This is a genomic window from Methylobacterium sp. PvR107 (assembly GCF_017833295.1).
GTDB lineage: Bacteria > Pseudomonadota > Alphaproteobacteria > Rhizobiales > Beijerinckiaceae > Methylobacterium.
In genome coordinates this window covers 4,397,013-4,419,217 of record NZ_JAFIBW010000001.1, presented here as the reverse complement: position 1 = coordinate 4,419,217, position 22,205 = coordinate 4,397,013, and the positions used below count along the sequence as shown (strand labels likewise).

21 protein-coding genes are annotated in these 22,205 nt (G+C 70.3%); 12 read left to right on the top strand and 9 right to left on the bottom strand.

Going from position 1 to position 22,205, the window contains the following annotated elements:
* Window positions 1–93: 93 nt before the first annotated feature.
* On the bottom strand, window positions 94–1,593 hold the full coding sequence (locus tag JOE48_RS20815) for a formyl transferase (protein WP_210032572.1): 1,500 nt from the start codon (window positions 1,591–1,593) through the stop codon (window positions 94–96).
* Window positions 1,594–1,854: 261 nt separating this feature from the next.
* Between JOE48_RS20815 and JOE48_RS31090 the strand changes: the two genes are divergently transcribed.
* Window positions 1,855–3,960, top strand: a complete 2,106-nt coding sequence (locus JOE48_RS31090; RefSeq protein ID WP_210032571.1) for a GumC family protein — start codon at window positions 1,855–1,857, stop codon at window positions 3,958–3,960.
* A complete protein-coding gene (locus JOE48_RS20805) occupies window positions 3,960–5,261 on the top strand; it encodes a VpsF family polysaccharide biosynthesis protein (protein ID WP_210032570.1) in 1,302 nt (433 codons plus the stop codon). Before JOE48_RS31090 ends, JOE48_RS20805 begins: the two co-directional genes overlap by 1 nt.
* Window positions 5,262–5,268: 7 nt before the next feature.
* Here the strand turns inward: JOE48_RS20805 and JOE48_RS20800 are convergent, their stop codons facing one another.
* Together JOE48_RS20800 and JOE48_RS20795 are read right to left on the bottom strand one after the other, a co-directional pair.
* On the bottom strand, window positions 5,269–6,504 hold the full coding sequence (locus JOE48_RS20800) for a glycoside hydrolase family 5 protein (RefSeq protein WP_210032569.1): 1,236 nt from the start codon (window positions 6,502–6,504) through the stop codon (window positions 5,269–5,271).
* Entirely contained in the window at window positions 6,504–7,685 is a 1,182-nt protein-coding gene (locus JOE48_RS20795; protein WP_210032568.1) for a DUF1972 domain-containing protein, read from the bottom strand. Before JOE48_RS20795 ends, JOE48_RS20800 begins: the two co-directional genes overlap by 1 nt.
* 160 nt (window positions 7,686–7,845) lie before the next feature.
* On the opposite strand from JOE48_RS20795, the gene JOE48_RS20790 reads away from it, so the two are divergent.
* From JOE48_RS20790 to JOE48_RS20780, 3 genes are all read left to right on the top strand, one after another.
* On the top strand, window positions 7,846–8,988 hold the full coding sequence (locus tag JOE48_RS20790) for a glycosyltransferase family 4 protein (protein WP_312893324.1): 1,143 nt from the start codon (window positions 7,846–7,848) through the stop codon (window positions 8,986–8,988).
* 262 nt (window positions 8,989–9,250) lie between these two features.
* The gene (locus JOE48_RS20785; protein ID WP_210032566.1) at window positions 9,251–10,240 is read left to right on the top strand and encodes a sterol desaturase family protein; all 990 of its coding nucleotides are present in this window, start codon (window positions 9,251–9,253) and stop codon (window positions 10,238–10,240) included.
* Between the two features lie 2 nt (window positions 10,241–10,242).
* Window positions 10,243–11,373 carry a GNAT family N-acetyltransferase gene (locus tag JOE48_RS20780; protein WP_210032565.1) on the top strand — a complete coding sequence of 377 codons (1,131 nt, stop codon included), beginning with the start codon at window positions 10,243–10,245 and terminating at the stop codon, window positions 11,371–11,373.
* Between the two features lie 32 nt (window positions 11,374–11,405).
* Here the strand turns inward: JOE48_RS20780 and JOE48_RS20775 are convergent, their stop codons facing one another.
* Together JOE48_RS20775 and JOE48_RS20770 are read right to left on the bottom strand one after the other, a co-directional pair.
* Complete coding sequence (locus JOE48_RS20775) at window positions 11,406–12,743, bottom strand: hypothetical protein (protein WP_245252902.1); 1,338 nt, start codon at window positions 12,741–12,743, stop codon at window positions 11,406–11,408.
* A 116-nt stretch (window positions 12,744–12,859) separates the two neighbouring features.
* The gene (locus tag JOE48_RS20770; protein ID WP_312893323.1) at window positions 12,860–14,053 is read right to left on the bottom strand and encodes an aminotransferase class V-fold PLP-dependent enzyme; all 1,194 of its coding nucleotides are present in this window, start codon (window positions 14,051–14,053) and stop codon (window positions 12,860–12,862) included.
* Between the two features lie 104 nt (window positions 14,054–14,157).
* On the opposite strand from JOE48_RS20770, the gene JOE48_RS30445 reads away from it, so the two are divergent.
* From JOE48_RS30445 to JOE48_RS20760, 3 genes are read left to right on the top strand one after another with little or no spacing between them, the layout of a single operon-like run.
* A complete protein-coding gene (locus JOE48_RS30445) occupies window positions 14,158–14,442 on the top strand; it encodes a hypothetical protein (RefSeq protein WP_245253603.1) in 285 nt (94 codons plus the stop codon).
* Window positions 14,376–14,942 (top strand): molybdopterin-binding protein, encoded by a 567-nt coding sequence (locus tag JOE48_RS30440; RefSeq protein ID WP_312893420.1) that lies wholly within the window; start codon window positions 14,376–14,378, stop codon window positions 14,940–14,942. The genes JOE48_RS30445 and JOE48_RS30440 overlap by 67 nt, the downstream gene beginning before the upstream one ends.
* A gap of 38 nt (window positions 14,943–14,980) precedes the next feature.
* Complete coding sequence (locus tag JOE48_RS20760; protein ID WP_210032564.1) at window positions 14,981–15,853, top strand: 4-(cytidine 5'-diphospho)-2-C-methyl-D-erythritol kinase; 873 nt, start codon at window positions 14,981–14,983, stop codon at window positions 15,851–15,853.
* Window positions 15,854–15,864: 11 nt separating this feature from the next.
* Here JOE48_RS20760 and JOE48_RS20755 read toward each other — a convergent pair whose 3' ends face one another.
* Window positions 15,865–16,338, bottom strand: a complete 474-nt coding sequence (locus JOE48_RS20755; RefSeq protein WP_210032563.1) for a hypothetical protein — start codon at window positions 16,336–16,338, stop codon at window positions 15,865–15,867.
* A complete protein-coding gene (locus JOE48_RS20750) occupies window positions 16,335–18,149 on the bottom strand; it encodes a chloride channel protein (protein ID WP_210032562.1) in 1,815 nt (604 codons plus the stop codon). Before JOE48_RS20750 ends, JOE48_RS20755 begins: the two co-directional genes overlap by 4 nt.
* Window positions 18,150–18,313: 164 nt before the next feature.
* Here JOE48_RS20750 and JOE48_RS20745 point away from each other — a divergent pair, with 164 nt between their 5' ends.
* Complete coding sequence (locus JOE48_RS20745) at window positions 18,314–18,754, top strand: MarR family winged helix-turn-helix transcriptional regulator (protein ID WP_210032560.1); 441 nt, start codon at window positions 18,314–18,316, stop codon at window positions 18,752–18,754.
* Between the two features lie 42 nt (window positions 18,755–18,796).
* Window positions 18,797–19,675, top strand: a complete 879-nt coding sequence (locus JOE48_RS20740) for a protein-L-isoaspartate O-methyltransferase family protein (protein WP_210032558.1) — start codon at window positions 18,797–18,799, stop codon at window positions 19,673–19,675.
* 9 nt (window positions 19,676–19,684) lie between these two features.
* Here the strand turns inward: JOE48_RS20740 and JOE48_RS20735 are convergent, their stop codons facing one another.
* Complete coding sequence (locus JOE48_RS20735; RefSeq protein WP_210032556.1) at window positions 19,685–20,704, bottom strand: polyprenyl synthetase family protein; 1,020 nt, start codon at window positions 20,702–20,704, stop codon at window positions 19,685–19,687.
* 171 nt (window positions 20,705–20,875) lie between these two features.
* Between JOE48_RS20735 and JOE48_RS20730 the strand changes: the two genes are divergently transcribed.
* The gene (locus JOE48_RS20730) at window positions 20,876–21,100 is read left to right on the top strand and encodes a DUF2007 domain-containing protein (RefSeq protein WP_210032554.1); all 225 of its coding nucleotides are present in this window, start codon (window positions 20,876–20,878) and stop codon (window positions 21,098–21,100) included.
* The gene (locus JOE48_RS20725) at window positions 21,097–21,843 is read left to right on the top strand and encodes a tRNA1(Val) (adenine(37)-N6)-methyltransferase (protein ID WP_210032553.1); all 747 of its coding nucleotides are present in this window, start codon (window positions 21,097–21,099) and stop codon (window positions 21,841–21,843) included. The genes JOE48_RS20730 and JOE48_RS20725 overlap by 4 nt, the downstream gene beginning before the upstream one ends.
* 9 nt (window positions 21,844–21,852) lie before the next feature.
* Here JOE48_RS20725 and JOE48_RS20720 read toward each other — a convergent pair whose 3' ends face one another.
* Complete coding sequence (locus JOE48_RS20720; protein ID WP_210032552.1) at window positions 21,853–22,164, bottom strand: hypothetical protein; 312 nt, start codon at window positions 22,162–22,164, stop codon at window positions 21,853–21,855.
* Window positions 22,165–22,205 lie beyond the last annotated feature (41 nt).

The window sequence follows — 22,205 nt, the reverse complement described above, 5'->3', positions numbered from 1 at the left end:
ACAGACATGTAGCTGTCCGGGCAGCCGACCGCCAGGGCCATGCCGGCTAAAAATCGGCTCGCCGTCGCGTCAGGGATGCGGAACGAGACGGCGTCAGAAGCGCCGCGCGCGGGCAGCACCGTCGATGCACTCGATGCCGCCGCCGGAGTTGAGGGTATGCAGGCGGCTGCCCGTCCAGCCGGGGCCTGGTGCAATCCGAGCGAGGACGGTCTGGGCGAAGCCTGCGTCGTCGAGGCGATCGATCCGCGCCAGCCCCAGGGCGCGGCCGTAGCCGGCGGCGCAGTCCTGGATCGGGCGGATCAGGTCTCCGCCGCGCGCGACGATGCGTCCGGCCGGACGCGCGAGCGCGGGATCGACCAGGACCGGATTGGCCGGATGCGGCGTGTAGGGACCGCGGAAATCCGGTGCGGACCAGAGGTAGAGGGCATCGTGGAAGGAGCCCGCGCCGGCTGGCGCATCGCGCTCGGCATCGCGCACGGTGGCGAACATCCACCAGCGACACGCGTGCTCGACCAGGGTCGCATCGCTCGCGACCACGCCGGACAGAAGCGTCGCCTCCTTGGTCCATCCGCCCGGAAAGCGGGTCGCGCGATACAGGTCGACCGTGCCGGCCGCAGAGCTTTCCGGCACCATCCAGATCGAACCCTCGCGCTCGAACACGAACGGATACGAGAGGTGGTGGGGCTCCTCCAGAACCGGGATAGGTACGCCCTCGGGACCGTCCGGACCGAAGCGGAGAACCGAGATGATGGCCTTTCCGGTCGCGTGCGGAAAATCCTCGACGAAGAGGTAGGTCGTTCCGGCGACGGCGATCGGGAACGGATCGGCGTAGAAGCGGCGACCGTCGTCCGGCAGCACGGTCCAGGCCGAGTCGGGCAGGCGCCCGAGATCGATCAGATCGGGCCCGACGAGTCGCCGCCACCCGCAACGCCAGTGCGGGGCATTGTAGCAGAGGCGGTAGAGCCGGTGCACGAGCGCGCCGGCGAGCATCCGCCCGGCCTGCCTGGCAAAAACCGGGAGTGGCAGGCCACCGGATCGGCGCGCCGGCTCTGACGAGCCGGCTGGCGCGCCGGCGCGCCCCGCGATCCGATTGCGCAGGGCGGCGGCGATCACCGTCACCGTGCGGGCGAGCGCATCGTCGAAGCTCGGGAGCACGAGGCCCGGCCGGTCTGCGCCGAGATGGCCCTCGGCGACGATCCGACCCTCCGCCGCCAGCGTGGCACGCGGAACTGCGTGGGCGAGCAGAGCGGCGAGCAGAGCCACCTCGCCCGGAGCGCCGTCATAGGCCAGTTGCCAGGTCGCAGGACCGGGCGGAAGGTCGCCGCACACGTCGATCACGAGATCGGCTGCCGTGTCGCGGTGACGCCATCGGTCGAGTTCGTGTAGCGGTAGGAGCGCCGATCCGAGCGGCTGCAGGCCATGGATCAGGGCCTCGAGGCGGAACAGCAGGTCGGCACCGGTCGGCCACGCCGCAGGTCCGGGTGCGTCGTCGACGCTCACGCTGAGGATTCCGGGGATGTCGGAGATCCGCTGCAGCAGCGCAACCTGCCATTGGCGCGGTCGCGTACCGTCGAGGCGAACTCTCACATGCATCGACGTTCGCGCTCCGGCCCAGCGCGGCAACCCATCGCTGCATGGACCGTGCAACGCTATATGCCATCCGCCGTATCGAGAACGAGAAGATCGCGAAAGGGCGCTTAAATCTGTGAAGAGCGTTTACCAACGTTCCAGTAATCAGCGTTCCTTGCTAGGCCGATCGCAGTTATCACGGCTTGTCAGAAGCCTGCGCGACTCTTGCAGCAGGACATGTCACCCGGGCGGAACTGACCTGGATTGAGACGACGGTGACCGATCGTGGCACGGATCGACCCTAATATCGCTGTCGCAACCTGGCTCACCCCCGTGCAGCCCGGTTATCCCGAGCGTCCGGGCCTCAGTCAGCCGGAGACCACGGCCGAGTTCGGCGACCTCTGGCGCATCCTGTGGCGCCGCAAGCGGCTCGTCTTCGGGACGGCTTTTCTGCTCGGCCTGCTGGTCCTGGCCTATGCCCTGATCACCCCATCCCTCTACACGGCAACGGCCCAGATCCTGATCGACCCGCGGGACCGGCAGGTCGTGTCCAACGACGTCAATCCGGGTGCTCTCTCTCCCGATGGCGGCATCGCGCAGGTCGAGAGTCAGGTGCGGGTGATTGAATCGGACGTGGTCCTCGGACGCGCCGTCGCGCAGGCCGGGTTGGAGAAGGAGCCCGGTTTCGGGGTGCCCCAGGAATACCGCGTGCTCAACGCGCTCGCCGCGCTGCGGGAGATGATTGCCGGTCCCAAGGCGGAGCGGCCTGTCGATCCACGTGGCCGCGCGCTCGACCAGCTGCGGCGGCGCCTTGCGGTGAAGCGCGCCGACAAGGTCTTCGTGATCGACCTCGTCGTCACGACCATCGACCCGGACCTCTCGGCCCGCATCGTCAACGCCATCGCGAACGCCTACCTGACGGATCAGACAGATGCGCGATCCGATGCCGCGAAGCGCGCGGCGGGCGACCTGCGGGGCCGGCTCGACGAGCTGCGCAAGGCGGTCAACGTCGCCGACAAGAAGCTTGAGGACTACAAGGCCCGCAACGGTCTGATCGCCTCGAGCGGCCGCCTGGTGAACGAGCAGCAGCTCACCGATCTGAATACCCGGCTCGTGGCCGCCCAGGCGCGAACAGCCGAGGCGAAGGCGCGCCTGCAGGGCATCCGGAGCGCCCGCGGTCAGCCGGTCGGGTCCGGGGAGACGCCGGAAGCGGTCCAATCCTCCGCGATCGACCGCCTGCGCGGCCAATACGCCGAACTCGCCGCCAAGGAGGCGGATCTGCGCACCAATCTGGGCGAGCGCCACCCCTTCATCGCCGCGGTACGCACGCAGATGCAGGACGTCCGTCGGCTGATCGACGCAGAGCTCAGTCGCATCGCGGGCGCCGCCGAGATCGAGGCCCAACGCGCCCAGGCCAATGAGCGGACCCTGACGGCCGAGCGGGAGAAGCTGCAGCGGCAATCGGCTGTGACCGCCCAGTCGTCCGTGCAGCTGCGCGAACTGGAGCGCGAGGTCGAGGCGGCACGATCGGTCTACAACACGTTCCTGGTCCGAGCCCGCGAGATCAAGGAGCAGACCAGCATCGACAGCTCCAACGCCCGGATCATCACGGCGGCCCGGCCGCCTCAGGATCCGAGCTGGCCGCCCCGGCTGATTCTGGTCGCCGCAGCGCTCGCCGGCGGACTCGGCCTCGGGGCGGGCCTCGCGCTGACGCGGGAATACCTCGCGCCGACGGTCCTGTCGTCGCGCCAACTCGAGAGGCTCTCGAATGCGCCGGTCGTCTCCGTGCTGCCGGGTGCCCGGCCCAGCCGCGCCAACGCGGCGGCCGCGAGCTACACCCTCGACCATCTCGCGACGACATCGGGGAACCGTGCCCCCGCGCTGGCGCTGCTTGTGACGTCCGGCAAGTCGGACGAGGCCCGGCGCCGGGCCGTCATCCAGTTGCTTGCATCGGTGGCGGTCGGACGCGGGGACCGGGTGCTTCTCGTGGATGCGGACCTGCGCGCAGACGGCTCCGGCGCGGGCGGGCTGCTCGACGTATTGCGCGGCGAGCAGAGCCTCAACACGGTCACGAAGACAGACCCGAAATCCGGCATCCGCCGGATCGGCCTGGGCGACACGCAGAAACCGATCCGCGACGCCCTCACACGGGCCAACGTCGAGCGCTTCATCGCAGGCGTGAAGGGCCGGTTCGAGCTGCTGATCATCGACGGCGGCGTGCTGACCGAGAATCTGCGGCTCGGCCCCTTGGCGGCTGCGTCGGACAGGCTGCTCCTGGTCGCCTGCAACGGCGCGACGCGCCAGAGCGACCTGATCGACCTCGTCGGCACCTCGGAAGCGCTCGGGCGGCCGATCTCGGGCTCGGTGCTGTTGGGCGGACGCCGGGCTTGATGACCCCGCGACCGGCCTCGGTGGGGCGCCGCTTCGATGCGCCCCCGCGTACGAGGGCGGGCCCGGGCGTGATCGCACGGGCCGAGACCGGCGCTTTCCTGATCTGGACGCTGGCGCTCGTCGGCATCTCGGGCGGCCTGCTCTGGGCCCTGGGGCTCAATTACGACGGGATCAGCGGCTCGGCGCCGTCCAAGATCCATCCGGCAACCTACTTGGCGGTGGCGCTGTTCGGCTGGGTGATGCTGCGCGCCGGCAATCCGGTCATTCCGGTAGCCAACGCGCTGACCCGCCGCCCGGCCAGTGTTCTGCTGGCCGTCTGCGGCGTCCTGCTCCTCGTCTTGATCGCGGCTCAGGGCGGGACGGGCCTCGCAGGCTCGATCGACACCTTCGTATTGGCCGGCCTGGTCCCGATCCTGCTCATGGACCGCGACGTGGCCACGCTCGGGCGACTCGAGACCGTGTACCACCTGGTCATGCTCGCCAATGCGCTGCTCGGGCTGTTCGAGGCGGTGAGCGGCCAGCGTTTCTTCCCGTTCCGGTTCGACGGGATCGCATTCGAGACCGACACCCGGTCTGCGGCGCTCCAGGGCCACCCGCTGGCCAATGCCACCATGACGGCCTGCTACATCCTCGCTTTGGCCAAGGGCGGCGGCCGACTCGCCCCGCCCCTGCGCGCCGGCATGATCGCCCTTCAGCTCGTCGCGCTGGTCACCTTCGGCGGCCGCTCGGCCACCGTGACGACGCTCGTCCTCGGCAGCGGCGTCGGCCTCTCCGCGCTGAACCGGACGCTGCGCAGCGGCCGGATCCCGCTCGCCGGTGCGGCCTGCGCCTGCTTTGCCCTGACGCTGCTACCGCTGGCCATGGCGGCCCTGGCCGCGATCGGCTTCTTCGACACGCTGTTGAGCCGCTTCGTCTCGGACGGCGGCAGCGCGCAGGCCCGGGTCGACATGCTGGCGATCTTCGACGCCATCCCGTTCCGGCAGCTGTTGTTTGGGCCGGACGTCCTCCAGGTGAGCACCCTGCGGCGGATCTACGGCTTGGAATGGGGCATCGAGAATTCGATCATCTCGGACATCTTCTACCACGGCGTCCTGGTGACGGCGGTGCTCGTTCTGGCGGTGGGTCTCTACCTCACGGAGGTCGCGCGCAGCTGCCGGCCGGGCGTCTGGCTCCCGATCCTGGCCTTCGCGATCCTGGTCAACACCTTCGAGGGTCTGGCCGGCAAGACCACGATGCTCGCCAAGTTCGCCCTGATGCTGATCGTCCTATTCCCGCCCGGCCGACGCGCCCCGCGCAGCTGACGTCGCCTCAGCGCCGCAAGCCGAGCGCTGCCACGAGGGCGGGGTCGGCGACATGGGCGTCGTTCATCAGGCCGAGGCCGTCGAACAGGTTCCAGAACGACCACGCGAAACCCGCCCGTTCCGCCGCCTCGCGCACGTCGTGGATGTAGGCGGCGCGGTCGGGCGCGCGCGCGGCCGTGAAACGGGCATCGGTGCGCAGGGCCCCGAACTCGCCCATGAGAACAGCGGCGGGCGGGATCCCGTAGAGTTCGGCCCAGGTCGAGACGGGCGCCATCGCCCGGGCGATGTAGGCCGGACCGGGCTCGGCCGCGAAGTACTCGCGCAGCTTGGCCTCGATCACGGCCAGATCGCGGGCCTTTTCCGTCTTCGGGACCGCCGTGTTGGCCTCCATGCGGGCTCGGACCGCCGCGAGCGTCTCTTTGAGGCTGCCCTGCGTGCCGGGCCATGGCACGGCGTTGAGCCAGCGGTAGAACGGCTCCTCGGTGAGCCACGTCGCGCCCTGGTGGGAGAACAGGTAGGGCTCATAGAAGTGGAAAGTGTACAGGAGCGGCGCGAACGTCCGGAGCGGGGCCGGGTCGAGGGCCGTCAGCCCGTCGACGAGGCTGCCGCAGGCGCCGGTCGCCACCAGGGTGAGCGACGGCGCGGCCGTGCGCGCGGCTGTGAGAAGAGCGGCCTGGACGCGGTTCCAGGCGAGCGCTCCGCAGGCCTGCGGCGGCTCGTTGACCGGCTCCAGCGCCACCCGGTCGGCCCCCTTCCGGGCGCACAGACGGGCCAGATCGACGATGAGATCGCGGTAGGCCTGGAAGAGCGGGGCTCGGTCGGTCCCGTAGAAGGCGTCCGGTGTGTAGTGGTGCGTCGCCGCGTTCGCCTGGACGTTGACCAGGACGCGCATGCCGGTGGCCAGCACGGCGTCGATCGCAGACGACAGATCGCCGAGGAGTTCGCTGCGCCGCGCGCCGGTGAAAGCGACGAAGGGACCGGGATCGAGCGGCAGGCGCGCGAAGTCGAAGCCGAGCGCCGCGAGCTGGCGCAAGTCGGACCGGCTCGGCACCGGCCGGTCCGCCTGGAAGGGCGGCCAGGCGTATTCGGTGCGCGGGGCCGGAAATTCGGTGGTGAGCGAGAACCAGGGCCAGAGCGCGATCCCGCGGCGGAGCCGCAGCGGCTCCGCGTCGCTCCGGGCCGGGTGCGTACCCGCCGCCGCGACGGCGAGGCCGCCCGCCAGGAGCGCCCGCCGGCTCGGCATCACAATTCCGTCCCGGCGGTTGCGCGGGCAGGCGTGATGACGGGCGCGGGGCGGCGGAGTGGCGCCTTCGGATAGCCGCCGACCCGCCGCACCTCCTCCTCGTAGGCCGCCAGCACGTCGTCCCAGCGGAAGCTCTCGGCGCGCTGCCGCGCCGCCGTACGGGCGCTGCTGACTGCAATCTCGTCGGCGAGCACGCGCTCGATCGCGGCGGCGCAGGAATCCCCATCCGTGAAGTAGAACTGGGCGTCGCCCGCGGTGCCGCGGTTGAACGGGTTGTCGTGGGCGATCACCGCATTGCCCGCCCAGAGGGCCTCGACCAGCGACGGATTGGTGCCGCCAACCGTGTGTCCGTGTAGGTAGGCGCGGGCGTGAACCCGCAGGGCCTGGACTTGGTCGGCCTGGTAGATGGCGCCGGGAAACAGCACCTCCGTCGAAGCGGCATCCTCTACGGCGCGGTGGTAGGGGTCGCCGACCTTCATCGTGCCGAGCACCACGAGCCGCATTCCCCTCGGCCGACGCGAGAACGCCTCGACCAGCGTCAGGATGCTGTTGTCGGGCTCGATGCGGGCGATCGAAACCAAGTAACGATCGGGTTCCAGGCCCAGCGGCGGCGGCCCGAGACCCGGTGGCGGCGGATCGCCCCCATACGGGATCGTCGCGATGGCGTCGCGTGAGCGGCGCTCGGCGAGATGATCGGCGATGGCCGGATGGTCCGCCACGAGCCGCTGCGACGACCAGGCGGCGATCCATTCGCTGACGTAGAAGAACGCCCTCACCGGCAGTGACCATTTCGGGCGGAGCCACTCGATCCCGTCCATGTTGGTCAGGATCCGGCCGCCGCGAGCGCGCAGATAAGGCAGGAACACCGCCCCGTTATAGCCCAGCACGAGGCAGACCCCGTCCCGACCGGCTGCGTCGTGGGCGCAGATCGCGTCGAAGGCCAGCGTGGCGGCCGGACCGCGCAGGCCGACCTCGACGGTGATCAGCTCGACGCCCTCCCACCGCCGCGACGAGATCCGCGAGCCCACGCGATCGACATCCTTCTGGCAGTACACACCGACGCGCCAACCGCGGCCCGCCATGTGCAGCGCGAAACGTTCAGCGAAAGTCTCGAATCCGCCATGGGCGGCAGGGATGCCGCGCGTTCCGAGAATAAGTACCGCGGGCGCGCGATCCGACATCGTCCTTCCTTCTCAGTCTGCCCGTCATATTATATTAGGTCTGCGAACACCAAGCCCGCTAATCGAATTCTCAACCTTAGGTTCATAGTTGATCACGGGAAACAATCTTCTTGCGGGCAGATCGACATACACGATGACTTGTTCCGGAGGGGATCGCGGCGTGCCTGCGCGGGAACTACGCATAACCTGCGTGCACCAGGGCTATGAGCTTTACGGGTCCGACCGCTGCTTCATTGAGACGGTGCGGGCCATGCGGGCCCTCCATCCGCGGGCGCAGATCGACGTGGTCCTACCCCAAACCGGCCCGATCGTCGCGGCCCTGCAGCCCTACGCATCTCACATCGTTGTCGAGCCGCTCTGGATCCTGCGGCGAAAGAACCTGGCGCGCCTCGCCACGCTGGGCATGATGGCGCTGCCCGGCGCGGTGCTGCGCGCGCTGCGACGAATCCGTGCGAGCGACCTCGTTTATATCAACACCTCCGTCGTGGCCGATTACCTGCTGGCCGCGCGGCTATGCCCCGGGCACAGCATCGTGCACGTCCACGAGATCGCGGAGGGGGCGGTGCTGGCGGTCCTGCGCGGGCTGATCCGCTGGAGCGGCGCCAGCGTGGTGTTCAACTCGCGCGCCACGGAGCGCGCCTTCGCGTTCCCGCCATGCCTCCTGACGCGGGTGGTCTACAACGGCATTGCCGGGCCGGCCGAGCCGAACCCCTCGACCTACGACGGAACCCGCCCGCTCCGGGTGCTGATGCTCGGGCGGATCAGCCGGATCAAGGGCCAGGACGTGCTGATCGAGGCGATGGCCTCGCTCCCGGAGGCGACGCGGCGACGGATCGAGCTGCGCATCGTCGGCAACGCCTTCGAGGACGAGGCCCGCGAGCGCGCCCTGGCGGCCCGGATCGCCGCGACCAGCCTGTCGGACCATGTCAGCCTCCGGCCGTTCGTGACCGATCCGGCCGCGCTCTATCGCTGGGCCGATGTGGTGGCCATGCCGTCGCAGCAACCCGAATCCCTCGGGCGGGTGGCGATCGAAGCCATGTCGTACGGGGTGCCGCCGCTTGTGACGGCGATCGGCGGCCTGCCGGAGGTCGTGGAACACGGCAAGACCGGATGGATCGTGGCGCCCGGCGGCCCCGAGCCGCTCGCCGAAACGCTGGCGTGGATCGTCGCCGACCCGGAGAGCTGGCGCGAGTTCGGCCGTGCGGCACGCACGCGCTACGAGGCCCTCTTCTCGGAACAGTCCGCGGCCGACGGAATCGCCAGCATGGTGCAGGCGACGCTGAGCCGAGCGCCGGCACCGTGATCAGGGCTGCCGTCATGCCCGAGCCCGGACGAAACCGGTATCAGCCCCGTATTCGGCCACGAATGGTCCGGTAATGTGTTCCATGTTATGAGCGACCCGCTCTGCGACCGGAACCAGTCTAGTGCGGCTGATTGAGAGAGCACGCTAGTGGGGTGAGGACCGCTCGAAGGTCTTGCCGGCGAAATATCCGGTTTCAAGCGTGGCAGCGCACACGCGGCAATCGTGAGAATCGGGCCTTTTTCGGCCAAGGGAACGCGTCTTGATGGATATTGCCCATTTCATCCAGCAGATTGTCGAGAAGGTCTCAACCGAGAATCTGCTCGCGGCGGGCATGCTGTTCGCGACGGCGCTCGGTTGCGCGCTGATCGCCTATCTCCGAACGGCGGAGAGGTACTCGTTCGCGGAGTTCTTCGAATTCGCGATCCCCCACGAGGTGATCACGCATCCCTCCGCGCGGGCCGACCTGCTGTTCTACGTCACCCGCAAGGCGATCATGCCGTTCCTGCTGATCCCGGCCGGCGTGACCTTCGTGGTGGCGGTCGGCTATGCCACCAACCGGGTGCTGGGCGCGATCTTCGGGATCCACGAGCCGGTGTTCGGCGCACCGGGACCGATCACCGTGGTGATCTTCACCGCGACGATGCTCCTCGCCTACGATGTCTCCTACTATCTCTATCACACAGCCCAGCACCGGTATCCCTTTCTCTGGGAACTCCACAAAGTCCATCACTCGGCCGAGGTGATGGTCGGAATTACGAAGGATCGGGTGCACCCGCTCGATGAGTTGATGAACCGCGCCTGGGACGGGGTGATCCCCGGGATCTGCTTCGGAATCTGGAGCCTCGTCGCCCTCAACCCCGTCGAGCTGACGGTGTTCGGCATCAACGTCTACATCATGCGCAACATCCTGATGATGGACTTCGTGCGGCACACGCATTTCAAGATCTCGTTCGGGCCGCTGAACAACATCGTGCTGTGTCCGCACTGGCATCAGCTCCATCACTCCACGGCACCGCAGCATTACGACAAGAACTTCGGCCTGCTGTTCTCCTTCTGGGATCGCTTGTTCGGGACGCTTTACGTGCCGGATCCGCACGAGGATTTCAAATTCGGGCTCGTCGATCGGGATGTTGCAGATTATCAATCCCTTTCGGGTCTCTACCTGCTGCCGCTCAAGAAGATGGGCCGGCGGATCACGCGGCAGGCCCGGCGCCTGCGCGGAGCCGTGTCCCAGCCACGGCCGGGCGCTTGACCATGGCCCTCGAGCATTTCGAGACGATTCGGACGAGCGAACGGCTGGCAGAGGTCGGTCCGGCCTGGACCGACCTCTGGCGGCACAGCGGCGCCCTCGTCTTCCAGAGTCACGCCTGGATTTCCGCATGGTGGGCCAGCACACCGGATCGGGAGCGCCGGGCCCTGGCCATCGTGCTGGCCTGGCGCGGCGGGTCGCTCGTCGGCGTGATGCCGCTCGCGACCGTGCGCCGGAAGGGTCTTCGGGTTCTCGAATGGGCCGCCAAGGAATGCGCGGATTTCGGTGATGCGCTCCTGGCCGCCGGGACGGACCGGGACCTCGTCCGGCGGATGTGGCGCCATGCCGGCCAAGCTGGCGGATTCGACTTGGCCTATCTGAACCGACTCCTGCCGGGCGCTGCGGCACGGGCGCTGGTCGATGGCCCAGGCGACGGGATCCGGCTGCGCCTGAACCACCGCGAGGAAGCGAATTGGCGGGTGCGCGGGCCCTGGAAATCCGGGACGGCGTGGTTCGACGCGCAGTCGAAGAAGACCCGCCAGAACTATCGCCGCGGCCAGAAATTCATGGGCGAGCGTGGCGCGCTGGCCTTCCGCCTCCTCGGGCCGGAGGAGCCGCTCGCACCGGTTCTCGAGCGGCTGATGACCTTCAAGCGGGCCTGGCTCGCGGCCCATGGGCTCGCCTCGACAGCGTTCTACGACGAGGGGTCGCAGGCCTTGCCTGCCATGGTTGAGGTCCTGCGTGAGACGGGGCTGCTCCACGCCTTCGTGCTGGAATGCGGCGGCGAGGTCGTGGCGGTGTCGATCAACTTCGTGCAGGCGGGCGCGATGATGGCCTTCGTCACCACCTACGATCCGGCGGCGGAGCGGGCTTCGCCCGGCATGGTCCTGATGATGGACTACATCATGTGGTCGATCGACCACGGGTTGCAGACCGTGGATTTCCTGTGCGGTGACGAGGGCTTCAAGGGCCGTTTCGGCACCGAGAACCTCACTCTGGCCTCGCTGATGGGCGCGCGCACGCCGCAGGGCGCGGTCGCCCACTTCGTGGACCGCGCGCAACACGCGTTGCGCGGCCGCTTCGGAAGACCGGCGGATCCCGTGGTCACGGCGCCGCCCGCCGAGGCCGCGACCTGACGGGACAGGTCCTTATCGGGAAGCGCTCGGCCTCACGTCGCGCACGCGGCGGACGGCGCGGCGTGCGACGCGCGCGCGAGGCTCCGGAAGGCGTTCACCGACCACGCCAGCGTGGCAATCTCGGAGGCGAGCAGGCCGAGGAGTGCGGTGGCCGCCGGCAGGAGCAGGAGGGCCGGCACCATCAGGGCGAAGCCCAGCGCGGCGCTCGCCACGGCCCCCGCGGTGATGGTTCGGAATGCCGCCGCCGCTTCCAGATAGGCGCGGGGGAGCGCGTAGAGCAGCGAGACGGTGACCACCGCCCAGACACCGAGCCCGATCCATCCGAGCGGCGCGCCCGCGAATCGTCCCTTGAACAGAACCTGCTCGATATGCGGTAGCAGCGCCGCCATCGCGGCGCCGTAGGCGAGGCAGGCGCAGCCGAGCAGCGCTGCCTGGCGCCGCACCATCCGTTGGGCCGCCTTGGCCTGCCCGCTCGCGCGCAGCCGGATGATCTCCGGCAGGACCATGTTCATCAGCGCGCTCGTGGGAACGCGCAGGGGCGCGTAGAGCACAAGCGTCGCCGCGATGGGGGCGTAGGCAGCCGGGCCGGCGAGGAGGGCGAACAGCAGGGTCAGGCCCTGGCCCTGCACCGTCAGGCTGGTCACGCCCGCCAGCGACCACGCCAGGGTCCGCCAGATCGCCCGGTAGCGCGCCCGGGCCCGCGCGCGGAGCGAGATCCGGAGCCGCTCGCGGAGCACCGCGTAGGCCATCCCGATGGCGACCGCGTGAGCCAGCGCGATCGCCGCGAACGCCTGATCGAGGAGCGCCGTGCCCGAACCGCCGAGGCCGAGTGCCACGAACATCGTCCCGCAGGCTGCGTAGACGAGATCGCTCAGGCCGGCGATCCGGGGACGGCCCCGGGCGAGGAGCACGATCCGCAGATAGCTGCGGAAAGCGTAGAGACCCACGAAGGCGCCCCCAGCCAGGGCGCCGAGGCCGATCACCGGCACCAGGGCGAGTCCGACGCCGACGCCCATCACGCCGGAGACCAGCAGCGCGCCGGTGCCGAACATCACGTCGTAGCCGAGGGCCGCCGGCCGGCCGATGCTCCGGGCGACATGGAGAATCGCGGGAATCGCCACGAGTGCGCGGATGTAGGTGATCCCGACGGCGCCCACCGCGAACACGATCGCGAACAGCCCGTAATCGTGCGCATCAAGCTCACGCACCAGCAGGATGTTCAGGACGAAGTGGAACAGGCTCTGGATCAGCTCGCCGGAGAGGATCACGGCGAACCGCCCCGAGGCGCCAGCCTTCAGCGCATGGAGCAACCGGACGGGCAGCGTGCGGCCGGCAGCCGTCGTGCGCAGGACTTCATCGGGATACGCCATCGGTCTCGACATACGTGTGCGGGCAGCCTCTCTCCGCGAAAGGCAAGAGAGCCTCCCCGCGGGGATCTCGGCTTCAGAGACAGTGGCGGCATCCGCAGAGGCCCGCGAAGCTCGGCCTAGCGACGGTACGTTTCGATGCGGCCTCCGGTTTCACGGCCGAATTCGCGCTGCAGTGCGGCCATAAGGCGCGTGAGGTCGTCCTCGTCGGTCCAGACATGCGGGCTGACCCGCAGGGCGTCCGAGCGTTCGCTCACGAAGACGCCGTTGCGGCGCAGGCGTTCGGCGATGCCCGCAGGAAGCCCTCCCCGACAGCGCAGTCCGAGGATGTGAGGCGCGCGCAGGTGACGCGGCGCGACGGTGAGGGGCAGTGTCGCCGCTGCCTCCGCGAGGCGATCCGTGAGCCCGCGCAGCCGGACCGCCACGGCCGGCACGCCCCATCCGGCGATCAATTCCAGCCCGGTCGCCGCCATCGGCAGAGCGACGGGATCGTTCAGCTCGCCACGATCGTACCGGCGCGCACCCACGGCTGGGGGCCGGTTTCCCAGATTGTCCTCGATCGCCGTGCCGTCCTGCCGGTGGGGTGCGGCGTAGAGGAATCCGACGCCGTAGGGTCCCAAAGCCCATTTGTAGGTCGGGAAAGCCAGGAAGTCGGGTCGCCAGCGTGCGACATCGACCGGGACAGCACCCACCGCCTGCGTTGCGTCGATCACCAGAGCAGCCCCGGCCCGGTGGACCGCAGGCGCCAAGCGATCGAGATCGATCAGGCCACCGTCGGTCCAGTGCAGGGGTGTCAAAGTCGCGAGCGCGAGCGGCGGGGCACCCGGGCGCTCGATCGCGTCCAGCAGCGCGGCGGTCCAGTCGCCGTCCCGGGGACGCGCGACCTCCTCGACGACGAGGCCGTGGACGGCGGCCAGATTGTCGAACGCGAAGCGCAGGGACGGGAACTCGTCGGCGACCCGCAGCAGGCGGCCGCCCGACACAGGTTCGATGTTGCGCGCGGCGACGGCCATGGCGTGGCTGATCGAGTTGACGATCGCGACGTCGGCGGCGGCCGCGCCGATCAGCCCGGCGGCGGCCGCACGGGTCCGCTCCGCCCAGGCCGCGTTCGCCTCGCGGGGATGTTCCCACGGACGGCTCTTGGTCAGGATGCCCGCCTCGCCGGCCGCGCGGACGGCCCGCGGCAGGGGCGACCACGCCGCCGCGTCGAGATAGCTGACCTCGGGCGGGACCTCGAAGAGATGGCGCTGGGACGGGAGCTCTTCGGCGATCGGCATGGCGGGACCGTAGAGGATCGGACCCGCCGGAGCCACGCTCCGGGGCTTGATCGCGCCGCCCTGATGCCGCACGCCGGCGGACCATAGCCCGCGAGGCCGCCCGTGCCGACCCGCCTGCCCCGTCCCGATGCCGCGCCGCCATGGGCCGCCTGAGCCCCGATTGCTTCGACGCCGCGCCCGCCCTGATGCGGGTCGCCGATGCCGTCGCGCCGATCCGGGACCGGTTGCCTGTGCTGTCCGGGATCGAGACGGCGGACCTCCCGCGGGCAGACGGCCGCGTGCTCGCCGGGGATCTGGTCGCGCCGATCGATCTGCCGCCCTCCTCCGCCATCTCGGCACCGAGCCGGTCGATTTCGGCATCCTGCGCGATTCGGCCGCCGCTCTGCGAGAGCGCGTCGCGGCGGCGGCGGCGGATCACGACCTGATCCTGACCTCGGGCGGCGTCTCGGTGGGTGAGGACGATCACGTCCGCGCCGCCATCCAGGCCTCGGGGGACCTGACCTTCTGGCGTCTCGCGATCAAGCCGGGCCGACCTGTAGCGCTGGGGCATATCGCGGGCACGCCGTTCATCGGCCTGCCGGGCAAGCCGGCCGCCGTCTACGTGACGGCGCTGGCGACACTCCGCCCGCTGGTCCTGCACCTGTCGGGGGCGCTGGCGGCGACGGCGCCGTTCACGGTGAGAAGCGGCTTCGCCAGCGCGAAGCGTCCGGGCCGGCGCGAGTATCTGCGCGTGTGCCTCCGGCCTGGCGTCGACGGGGCGCCCGAGGCCGTCCCGGCACCCGGGTGCCCTGTCGGGCCTGGCCGGCAGCGACGCGCTGGTGGAACTCGCAGAGGATCTGACCGCGATCCGCCTCGGCGATGCCCTGCCCTGTACCGCGCATGGGGATCTCGGCTGAAGCTGTTGTTCCCGCGCGCGAGCCTGTAGAGCCTCGCGGAGCGTTTTCACCACCGTTTCGAGATCCCGTGTCCCTGCTCGCAGACCGCGCCCCCGCCAAGGTCAACCTGACGCTGCACGTTCTCGGACGGCGGGCGGGCGACGGCTATCACGTGCTCGAAAGCCTCGTGGCCTTCGCGGGCACCGCGGACCGGCTGACTCTGGATCCGGGCGCGCCGCTGGGGCTCGCCGTCAGCGGGCCGACGGCCGGGCCGGCCGGGCCGACGGCGGACAATCTGGTGCTGCGCGCAGCTCGGGGGCTGGCCGGGCGGGTGCCGGATCTGCGGATGGGCGGCTTCCATCTGATCAAGCGCCTGCCGGTCGCCGCCGGCATCGGGGGCGGTTCCTCCGATGCCGCCGCGGCCCTGCGCCTGCTCGCGCGCCTCAACGGGCTCGCCCTGGACCACCCGGCCGTCGTCGCGGCGGCGCGGGAGACCGGGGCCGACGTTCCGGTCTGCCTCGATCCGCGGGCCCGGATAATGCGTGGCGCCGGTGAAGAGATCGGACCTGCCCTTTGCGCGACGCCGCTCCCGGCGGTGCTGGTCAATCCCGGCGTTCCGGTCCCCACCGCGCCGGTGTTCAAGGCACTGGGCCTGACGGTCGGCGAGACGCGCACGGGCGTGGCCCATCCGGTGATCGCCGCGGGCCTCGACCCTGACGCGCTCGTCGCGGCAATCGGCCCGGCCCGCAACGACCTGGAGGCGCCGGCCCTGACCGTGGCGCCGGTGATCGGCGAGGTCCTCGCGGCGCTGCGGGCGCGCGGCTGCCGGCTGGCGCGGATGTCGGGCTCCGGCGCAACGGTGTTCGCGCTGTTCTCCGACCGGCGCGGCGCCGTGCGCGCGGCGTCGGCGCTGCGCCGCGCCCATCCCGGTTGGTGGGTGGCGCCGACCGTCCTGCGCTGAGCCGCGGGATCTCAGGCCGGCTCAGCGTCATAGACGGTGACGGCGCCGCCGGCCTCCGGCACCATCACGCGCCAGCATCGGGTCCGCGGCAACACGGCCGGGTCGATGGCGCTCGCGAGACCGCTCCCGACATCGAAGATCGTGTGCCGGCCGAATTCGTCGCGGCCGCACAAGTAGGTGCGCCCGTCACCGAGATGGAGTGCGGCCGCCGACGTCGCGGTTTGGCCGGATGCGGAGCCACCGCTCGGCGCGATGACGGCGCCCCGCAACGCGAGAACATCCGCGTCGGGCGGCAGATCGAAGCGGACGGGCAGGTGCCTGTCCTCCGCGCTGCGCCGGTTGAGCAGCAGCGCCGCCCGTCGTCCCTCCCGGCTGACCAGCAGGACGAGATCCGGCCCGTCGCGGCCGGCCATCAGGCAGCAGGCCCCGGGCCGGACGCGGTCGAGCCAGGTTCTCCGCCCCGGAGTGCGAAAATCCTCGGTCATGCTCCGACCGGTGCTCGACGCGCGCCGCGGCTGCGGAAGAATGCGCGCCGCTCGGCTTCGGCGCGCACCACGGTGGCGCGGACCTGGAGCAGGTCCTTGCGGGTCAACAGCCCGACCAGCCGGCCGCTCTGCGGATCCGTGACCGGCAGGCGCCCCTGTCCGGCCGCGAGCATCACGTCGATCGCGTGCGAAACCACGTCGCCTGGATGGATTACCGCGAGGCCGGCATCCGAGACGCGCTCGCCGAGGGTGCCCTCCGCCGCGTCGCCGTCACGCTCTTCGAGAGCCCAGTCCAGCGCATCGCTGCGCGAGACCAACCCGACGGGGCGGCCCACCCCGTCGACGACCGGATAGGCATGGTGGGCTCCGTCCTCGATAGCCGTGAGCGCGTCTGCCAGCGGCAGGTCGGCGGCCAAGGTGTCGACCCGCGCGGTCATCACTGCCTCGACCCGGGCGAGGTCGTAGGGATCGATCCCGTATTCGCGGGTCACGTGCTGCCCGCGCCGGGCGATCTTCTCGGTGAGGATCGAGCGTTTCAGGAGAAGGACGGTGACCGCGTAGGCCGCCATGGTGGCGGCCAGCAACGGGGCCAAAGCGGCGATATCCCCCGTGACCTCGACCGCGAAGACCACGCCGGTGAGCGGCGCCGGCAAGGTGCCGCCGAGCATCGCGGCCATCCCGATCAGCGCCCAGAAGCCGTGCGCACCGGGCAGGAGCAGGCCGATCAGCCATCCCACCGCGCCACCGATGATCAGGAGCGGCGCGAGCACGCCGCCGGACGTTCCGGAGGACAAGGCGGCGAGCCAGATGATCGCCTTCACCGCCAGGATGGTCACGACGGCGCCCGCCAGCATGTGCCCGGACAGCAGATCGTGGATGACGTCGTAACCGACGCCGAGCGCCCGCGGCTCCACGAGGCCGCCCAAGCCGACCACGACGGCGCCCAGGGCCGGCCACCACATCCAGTGAATGGGCAACCGGCCGAAGCCGTCCTCCAGAGCGTACAGGGTCCGGGTCAGGCTGCCCGAGATCAACCCGCAGGCAACGCCCACGGCCGCGCAGGCGGGCAGGCCCCACCACGGTAGACTCGGGTTGTCCGCGAAGGGAAAGAGCGGGCCGGCCCCGAACAGCGCGGGACGCCAGCAGGCCGCCGTCACCGCCCCGACCGTCACCGGGACGAGGCTGCGCGGACGCCACTCGAACAGCAGCACCTCGAGGGCGAGCAAAACGGCCGCTACCGGCGTTCCGAAGATCGCCGTCATGCCGGCAGCCGCCCCTGACACCAGGAGGGTCTTCCGCTCCGCCGCGCTGAGATGAAAGAACTGCGCGAACAGAGAGCCGACCGCACCGCCCGTGACGATGATCGGCCCTTCGGCGCCGAACGGGCCGCCGGTCCCGATCGCCACAGCCGACGAAATCGGCTTCAGCACCGCAACCTTGGGCGACATCCGGCTGCCGCCGATCAGGATCGCCTCCATGGCTTCCGGGATGCCGTGGCCGCGAATCTTCTCGGAGCCGTAGCGCGCCATGGCGCCGACGATGACCGCGCCGATCACCGGAATGGCGACCATCCAGGGGCCCGGCGTCGCGTCCGCGAGGGAGGTCAGGGCCGTGTCGAAGCGGCCGTACCACGCGAAGTTGGTCACGAGGCCGATCAGCGTCAGCAGGATCCACGCGGTGCCGCTTGCGGCGGTACCGGTGACCACGGCCATCCCGGCCAGCGTCAGGACCCGTCGATCGGCGCTGAAGTCGCCCAACGCCCGGCGCAGCGGCCTCTCGCCGCCGCGCTCGATCTCGGTCCCGCCGTTCATCCGGATCTCCACTTCGTGTGCCGGACAATTATGTCGTGATACGATATATTCCACAACTCCGCCGCTTCGGGCGAGACGCGGTCCGGGCGTATTGAGTGCGTTCGGGGCGTCGGTGGCACAGAAGGCGCACGCCAGGATCCGAGCCGGGACATCTGGAGGCCGTGATGAGCCACGCAGCGCCGACGGGCGACGCACCCGCCGAGGCGCTCTCGCCCGAGCAGTACGCGGCGTTGGCGGATTTCCGGTTCCGGCTCCGGCGCTTTCTCGCGTTCAGCGAAGCCGCCGCCGGGCGGGCGGGATTGCCGCCTCAGCAGCATCAGGCGCTGCTGACGCTCGCGGGCCATGCCGGGCGCCAGCCCGCCACGGTCGGCCTGCTGGCCGAGCAGCTCCTGATCGCGCCCCACAGCGCTGCTGAGCTGGTCACCCGGATGGTGGAAGGCGGTCTGCTCGCCAAGGCGCGCGCGGCGGACGACCGGCGACGGACCGAGCTGTCGCTCACCCCGCGGGCCGAGGCGCTGCTCAAGACCTTGACGGCAGCCCATCTGGAAGAGCTGCGCGATCTCGCACCGGCGCTGATCGAGGCGTTGAAGCCGGCAGTCCCTTGACGGCCCGCGGTGCCGGTGGCCCGCTTCCGCCCGGAGTATCCGATGGCGAACCGGAACGACGCGGAGGCGCGCAGCGCCAAGCTGCGGAAGGTCTATGCGACCCTGGTCGCGGGTCCCGCATCGGTCGCCGATCCGCGGATCGAGGCGGCCTTCGCGACGATCCCTCGCGAAGCCTTCGCCGGGCCGGCGCCCTGGACGATCCTGACACCGGCGCCCAGGCGGTTCCGTCAGCACGGTCCGGTCTACGTGCGGACGCCGGATGACGATCCCGCCTTTCTCTACCAGGACGTGCTGATCGCGCTGGACACCGAGCGGGGCATCCATATCGGCCAGCCAAGCCTCCACGCCCTCTGCCTCGACGCCCTCGCGCCGCAGCCCGGCGAGACCGCGATCCAGGTCGGCACCGGCAGCGGCTACTACACGGCGCTCCTGGCGCATCTGATCGGGCAGACAGGCCAAGTCCACGCCTTTGAGATCGATTCGGCCCTCGCCGCCCGCGCGACGGCCAACCTCACGCCGTGGTCCTGGGTGCGGGTCTGCGCCCGGTCAGGCGTGGCCGACCCGCTCCCCGCCTCCGATGCGATCTACGTCAATGCCGGCGCGGCACGACCGGCCCGCGCCTGGCTGGACGTTCTGCGGCCTGGCGGCCGTCTGCTCTTCCCGCTCCAATCCGCTCAAGGTCGCGGCGGCATGCTGCTGCTGCAGCGTCCGAGCACCGGGTCGGCTTGGCCGGCCCGGTTCGTGTCCTTCGCGATCTTCATACCCCTGCGGGACATGCCACCGGAGGATGGCCCGGGGCTCACCGCGGCCTTTGCCCGCGGCCACCTCCGGGCGGTGCGGTCATTCCGGCTCGCGGGACCGCCCGACACGAGTTGCTGGTACGATGGCGGCGATTGGTGGCTCTCCACGCGGGAACCGTGAGGCGTGGCCTCAGCGCGCCCGCGCCACGCAGAATTCCACGGCACCGATGAGCGCCGTCTTCACGGGACCGTCCGGGAAGACGTCGAGGGCCGTCCGGGCCTGGGCGCCGTAATGGTGCGCACGTGCGACGGTCTCCTCGAGAGCGCCATGGCGCTGGAGCAGATCGAGGGCCGTCTCCAGGTCGTCGTCGCGGACCTCGCCCTGCTGCAGGGTCCGCCGCCAGAAGCCGCGTTCGCCCTCGCTGGCCCGGCGATGGGCCAGCACGATCGGAAGGGTGATCTTACCCTCGCGGAAATCGTCGCCGACGTTCTTGCCCAGCTCTGCCGAGGTGCCGCCGTAATCGAGGACGTCGTCAATCAGCTGGAAGGCGATGCCGAGATTCATCCCGTAGGCGCGGGCCGCCGCCTGCTCGGCCTCCGGCCGGCCGGCGAGCACGGGCCCGACCTCGCAGGCCGCGGCGAACAGCTCGGCGGTCTTTCCGCGGATCACCGCGAGATAGGCAGCCTCATCGGTCTCGAGATTCTTGGCATTGGTGAGCTGCATCACCTCGCCCTCGGCGATCACCGTGGCGGCGGCCGACAGGATGTCGAGCGCCCGAAGTGAGCCGACCTCGACCATCATCCGGAAGGCCTGACCGAGCAGGAAGTCGCCGACCAGCACGGAGGCTTCGTTGCCCCACTTGATCCGGGCAGCCACGCGGCCGCGGCGCATGTCGCTCTCGTCGACCACGTCGTCGTGCAGGAGCGTTGCGGTGTGCATGAACTCGACGCTCGCGGCGAGCTTCACGTCGCCGTCCGTGTCGCCCGCGTAGCCGCAGAGCTTGGCGCAGGCCAGGGTAAGGATCGGGCGCAGACGCTTGCCGCCGCTGGCGATCAGATGGTTGGCAACCTCGGGGATCATCGCCACGTCCGATCCCGTCCGCGACAGGATCGTGGTGTTGACCCGCGCCATGCCCTCAGCCACCAGCGCGACGAGGTCGTTCAGCCCCGCCTCGGCCTCGGGCTTCGGGTTCTCGATGGAGAGGGCCATACCCAAGATCCGTGACCTCCAGATCGGTTGCCCCACGGGGGGCGGGCGATCCCTTCGCACGCGCCCCGCGGCGCCGCAACATCGCACCCAGACGGATATGGTGTGCCGGAAACGCGGATCTCACGCGGCGAATGCGCCGATCCGCGCATCTCTGAGCTCAGTGCACGCGCGATGATCGAGCTGATCCGCGCCAACGACGTCGTGCTGATCGGGTTCGCCCGCTCAGTTCTCGAAGCGGCCGAGATCCCGGTTCTCGTCGCCGACAGCCACATGAGCCTGATGGAGGGCTCGATCGGCGTCTTCGGCCAGCGCCTGCTGGTACCGCGCGACCACGAAGCCCAGGCACGGCGTCTGCTCGTCGATGCCGGAATCGCCCACGAGTTGCGCCAGCCGTGAGCCCAGAGCCGGACGCCTTTCTCGGTGGACGCCTGCGCCTGCATCAGCCGCCGCGCGGCGCGCACAGGGCCGGGACGGACGCGGTCCTGCTCGCGCGGCTGCTGGTTCTGACGTCCGGTGATCGCCTCTGCGACGCGGGTGCCTCGGCGGGCGCCGTCGGCCTCGGTTGCGCCGCACTGGTACCCGGCCTGCAGCCAACGCTGATCGAGCACGATCACGACGTCGCCGAACTGGCTCGGGCGAACGTCCTCCTCAACGGCATCGAAGCCAGGGTGATCGAAGCCGACCTGCTCGCGACCGCGGCCGAACGTCGCGCTTCGGGTCTGTTGCCGGACAGTTTCGACGTGGTGCTGACCAACCCGCCCTTCTTCGACGGCGGCGCCCATCGCAGTTCGCCGCATCCGGGTCGGGCGAACGCCCATACCTTCGACGGAGGTGGCCTCGATGCCTGGATCCGGGCCTGCACGGCGATCCTGCGCCCCGGCGGCCGCCTCGGCCTGATCCACCGGGCTGACGCGCTGAAGATCTGTCTCGATGCGCTCTCAGGGCGCTACGGCGGCATCACGATCCGCCCGGTCCACGCCCGGGCCGAGGCGCCCGCGATCCGCCTCCTGATCAGCGCGACCAGGGGTAGCCGTGCCGCGCTGAGTCTGCGCCCGGCCCTCGTGCTGCACGATTTCGAGGGGGGCTTCACTCCGGAAGCCGCAGCGCTCCATCGCGGAGAGCCGTGGCCACCGGGCTGACCGGTCGGCTCACGCTGCCAGGGCAGCCGGCTCCTCCTCGCGGATACCGAGAAACCGCTCGACCTCGGTGAGATCCGGAAAGGACAGGAATTCCGGACGCAGCGGCGCGGGCAGACCGTCGAAATTGAGACCCGGGAACGTGTCCGGATGCGGGTAGAGCTGCCAGGCGGCACCGGGCTCCAAGGGCGGGAACAGGATCGCGACCTTCTCGTCGCCGAGCCGCACGATCCGCGACGGGCTGTACGACAAGGTCTCGATGCTCCAGCCCCGATGGGCGTCCCGGCGGGCCTTCATGGTGCGGCGGCTCGTCGCGCGATGCATGGCGGTCTCCTTCGCTTGGGGGTTCGCTTGAGGGCTCGCTT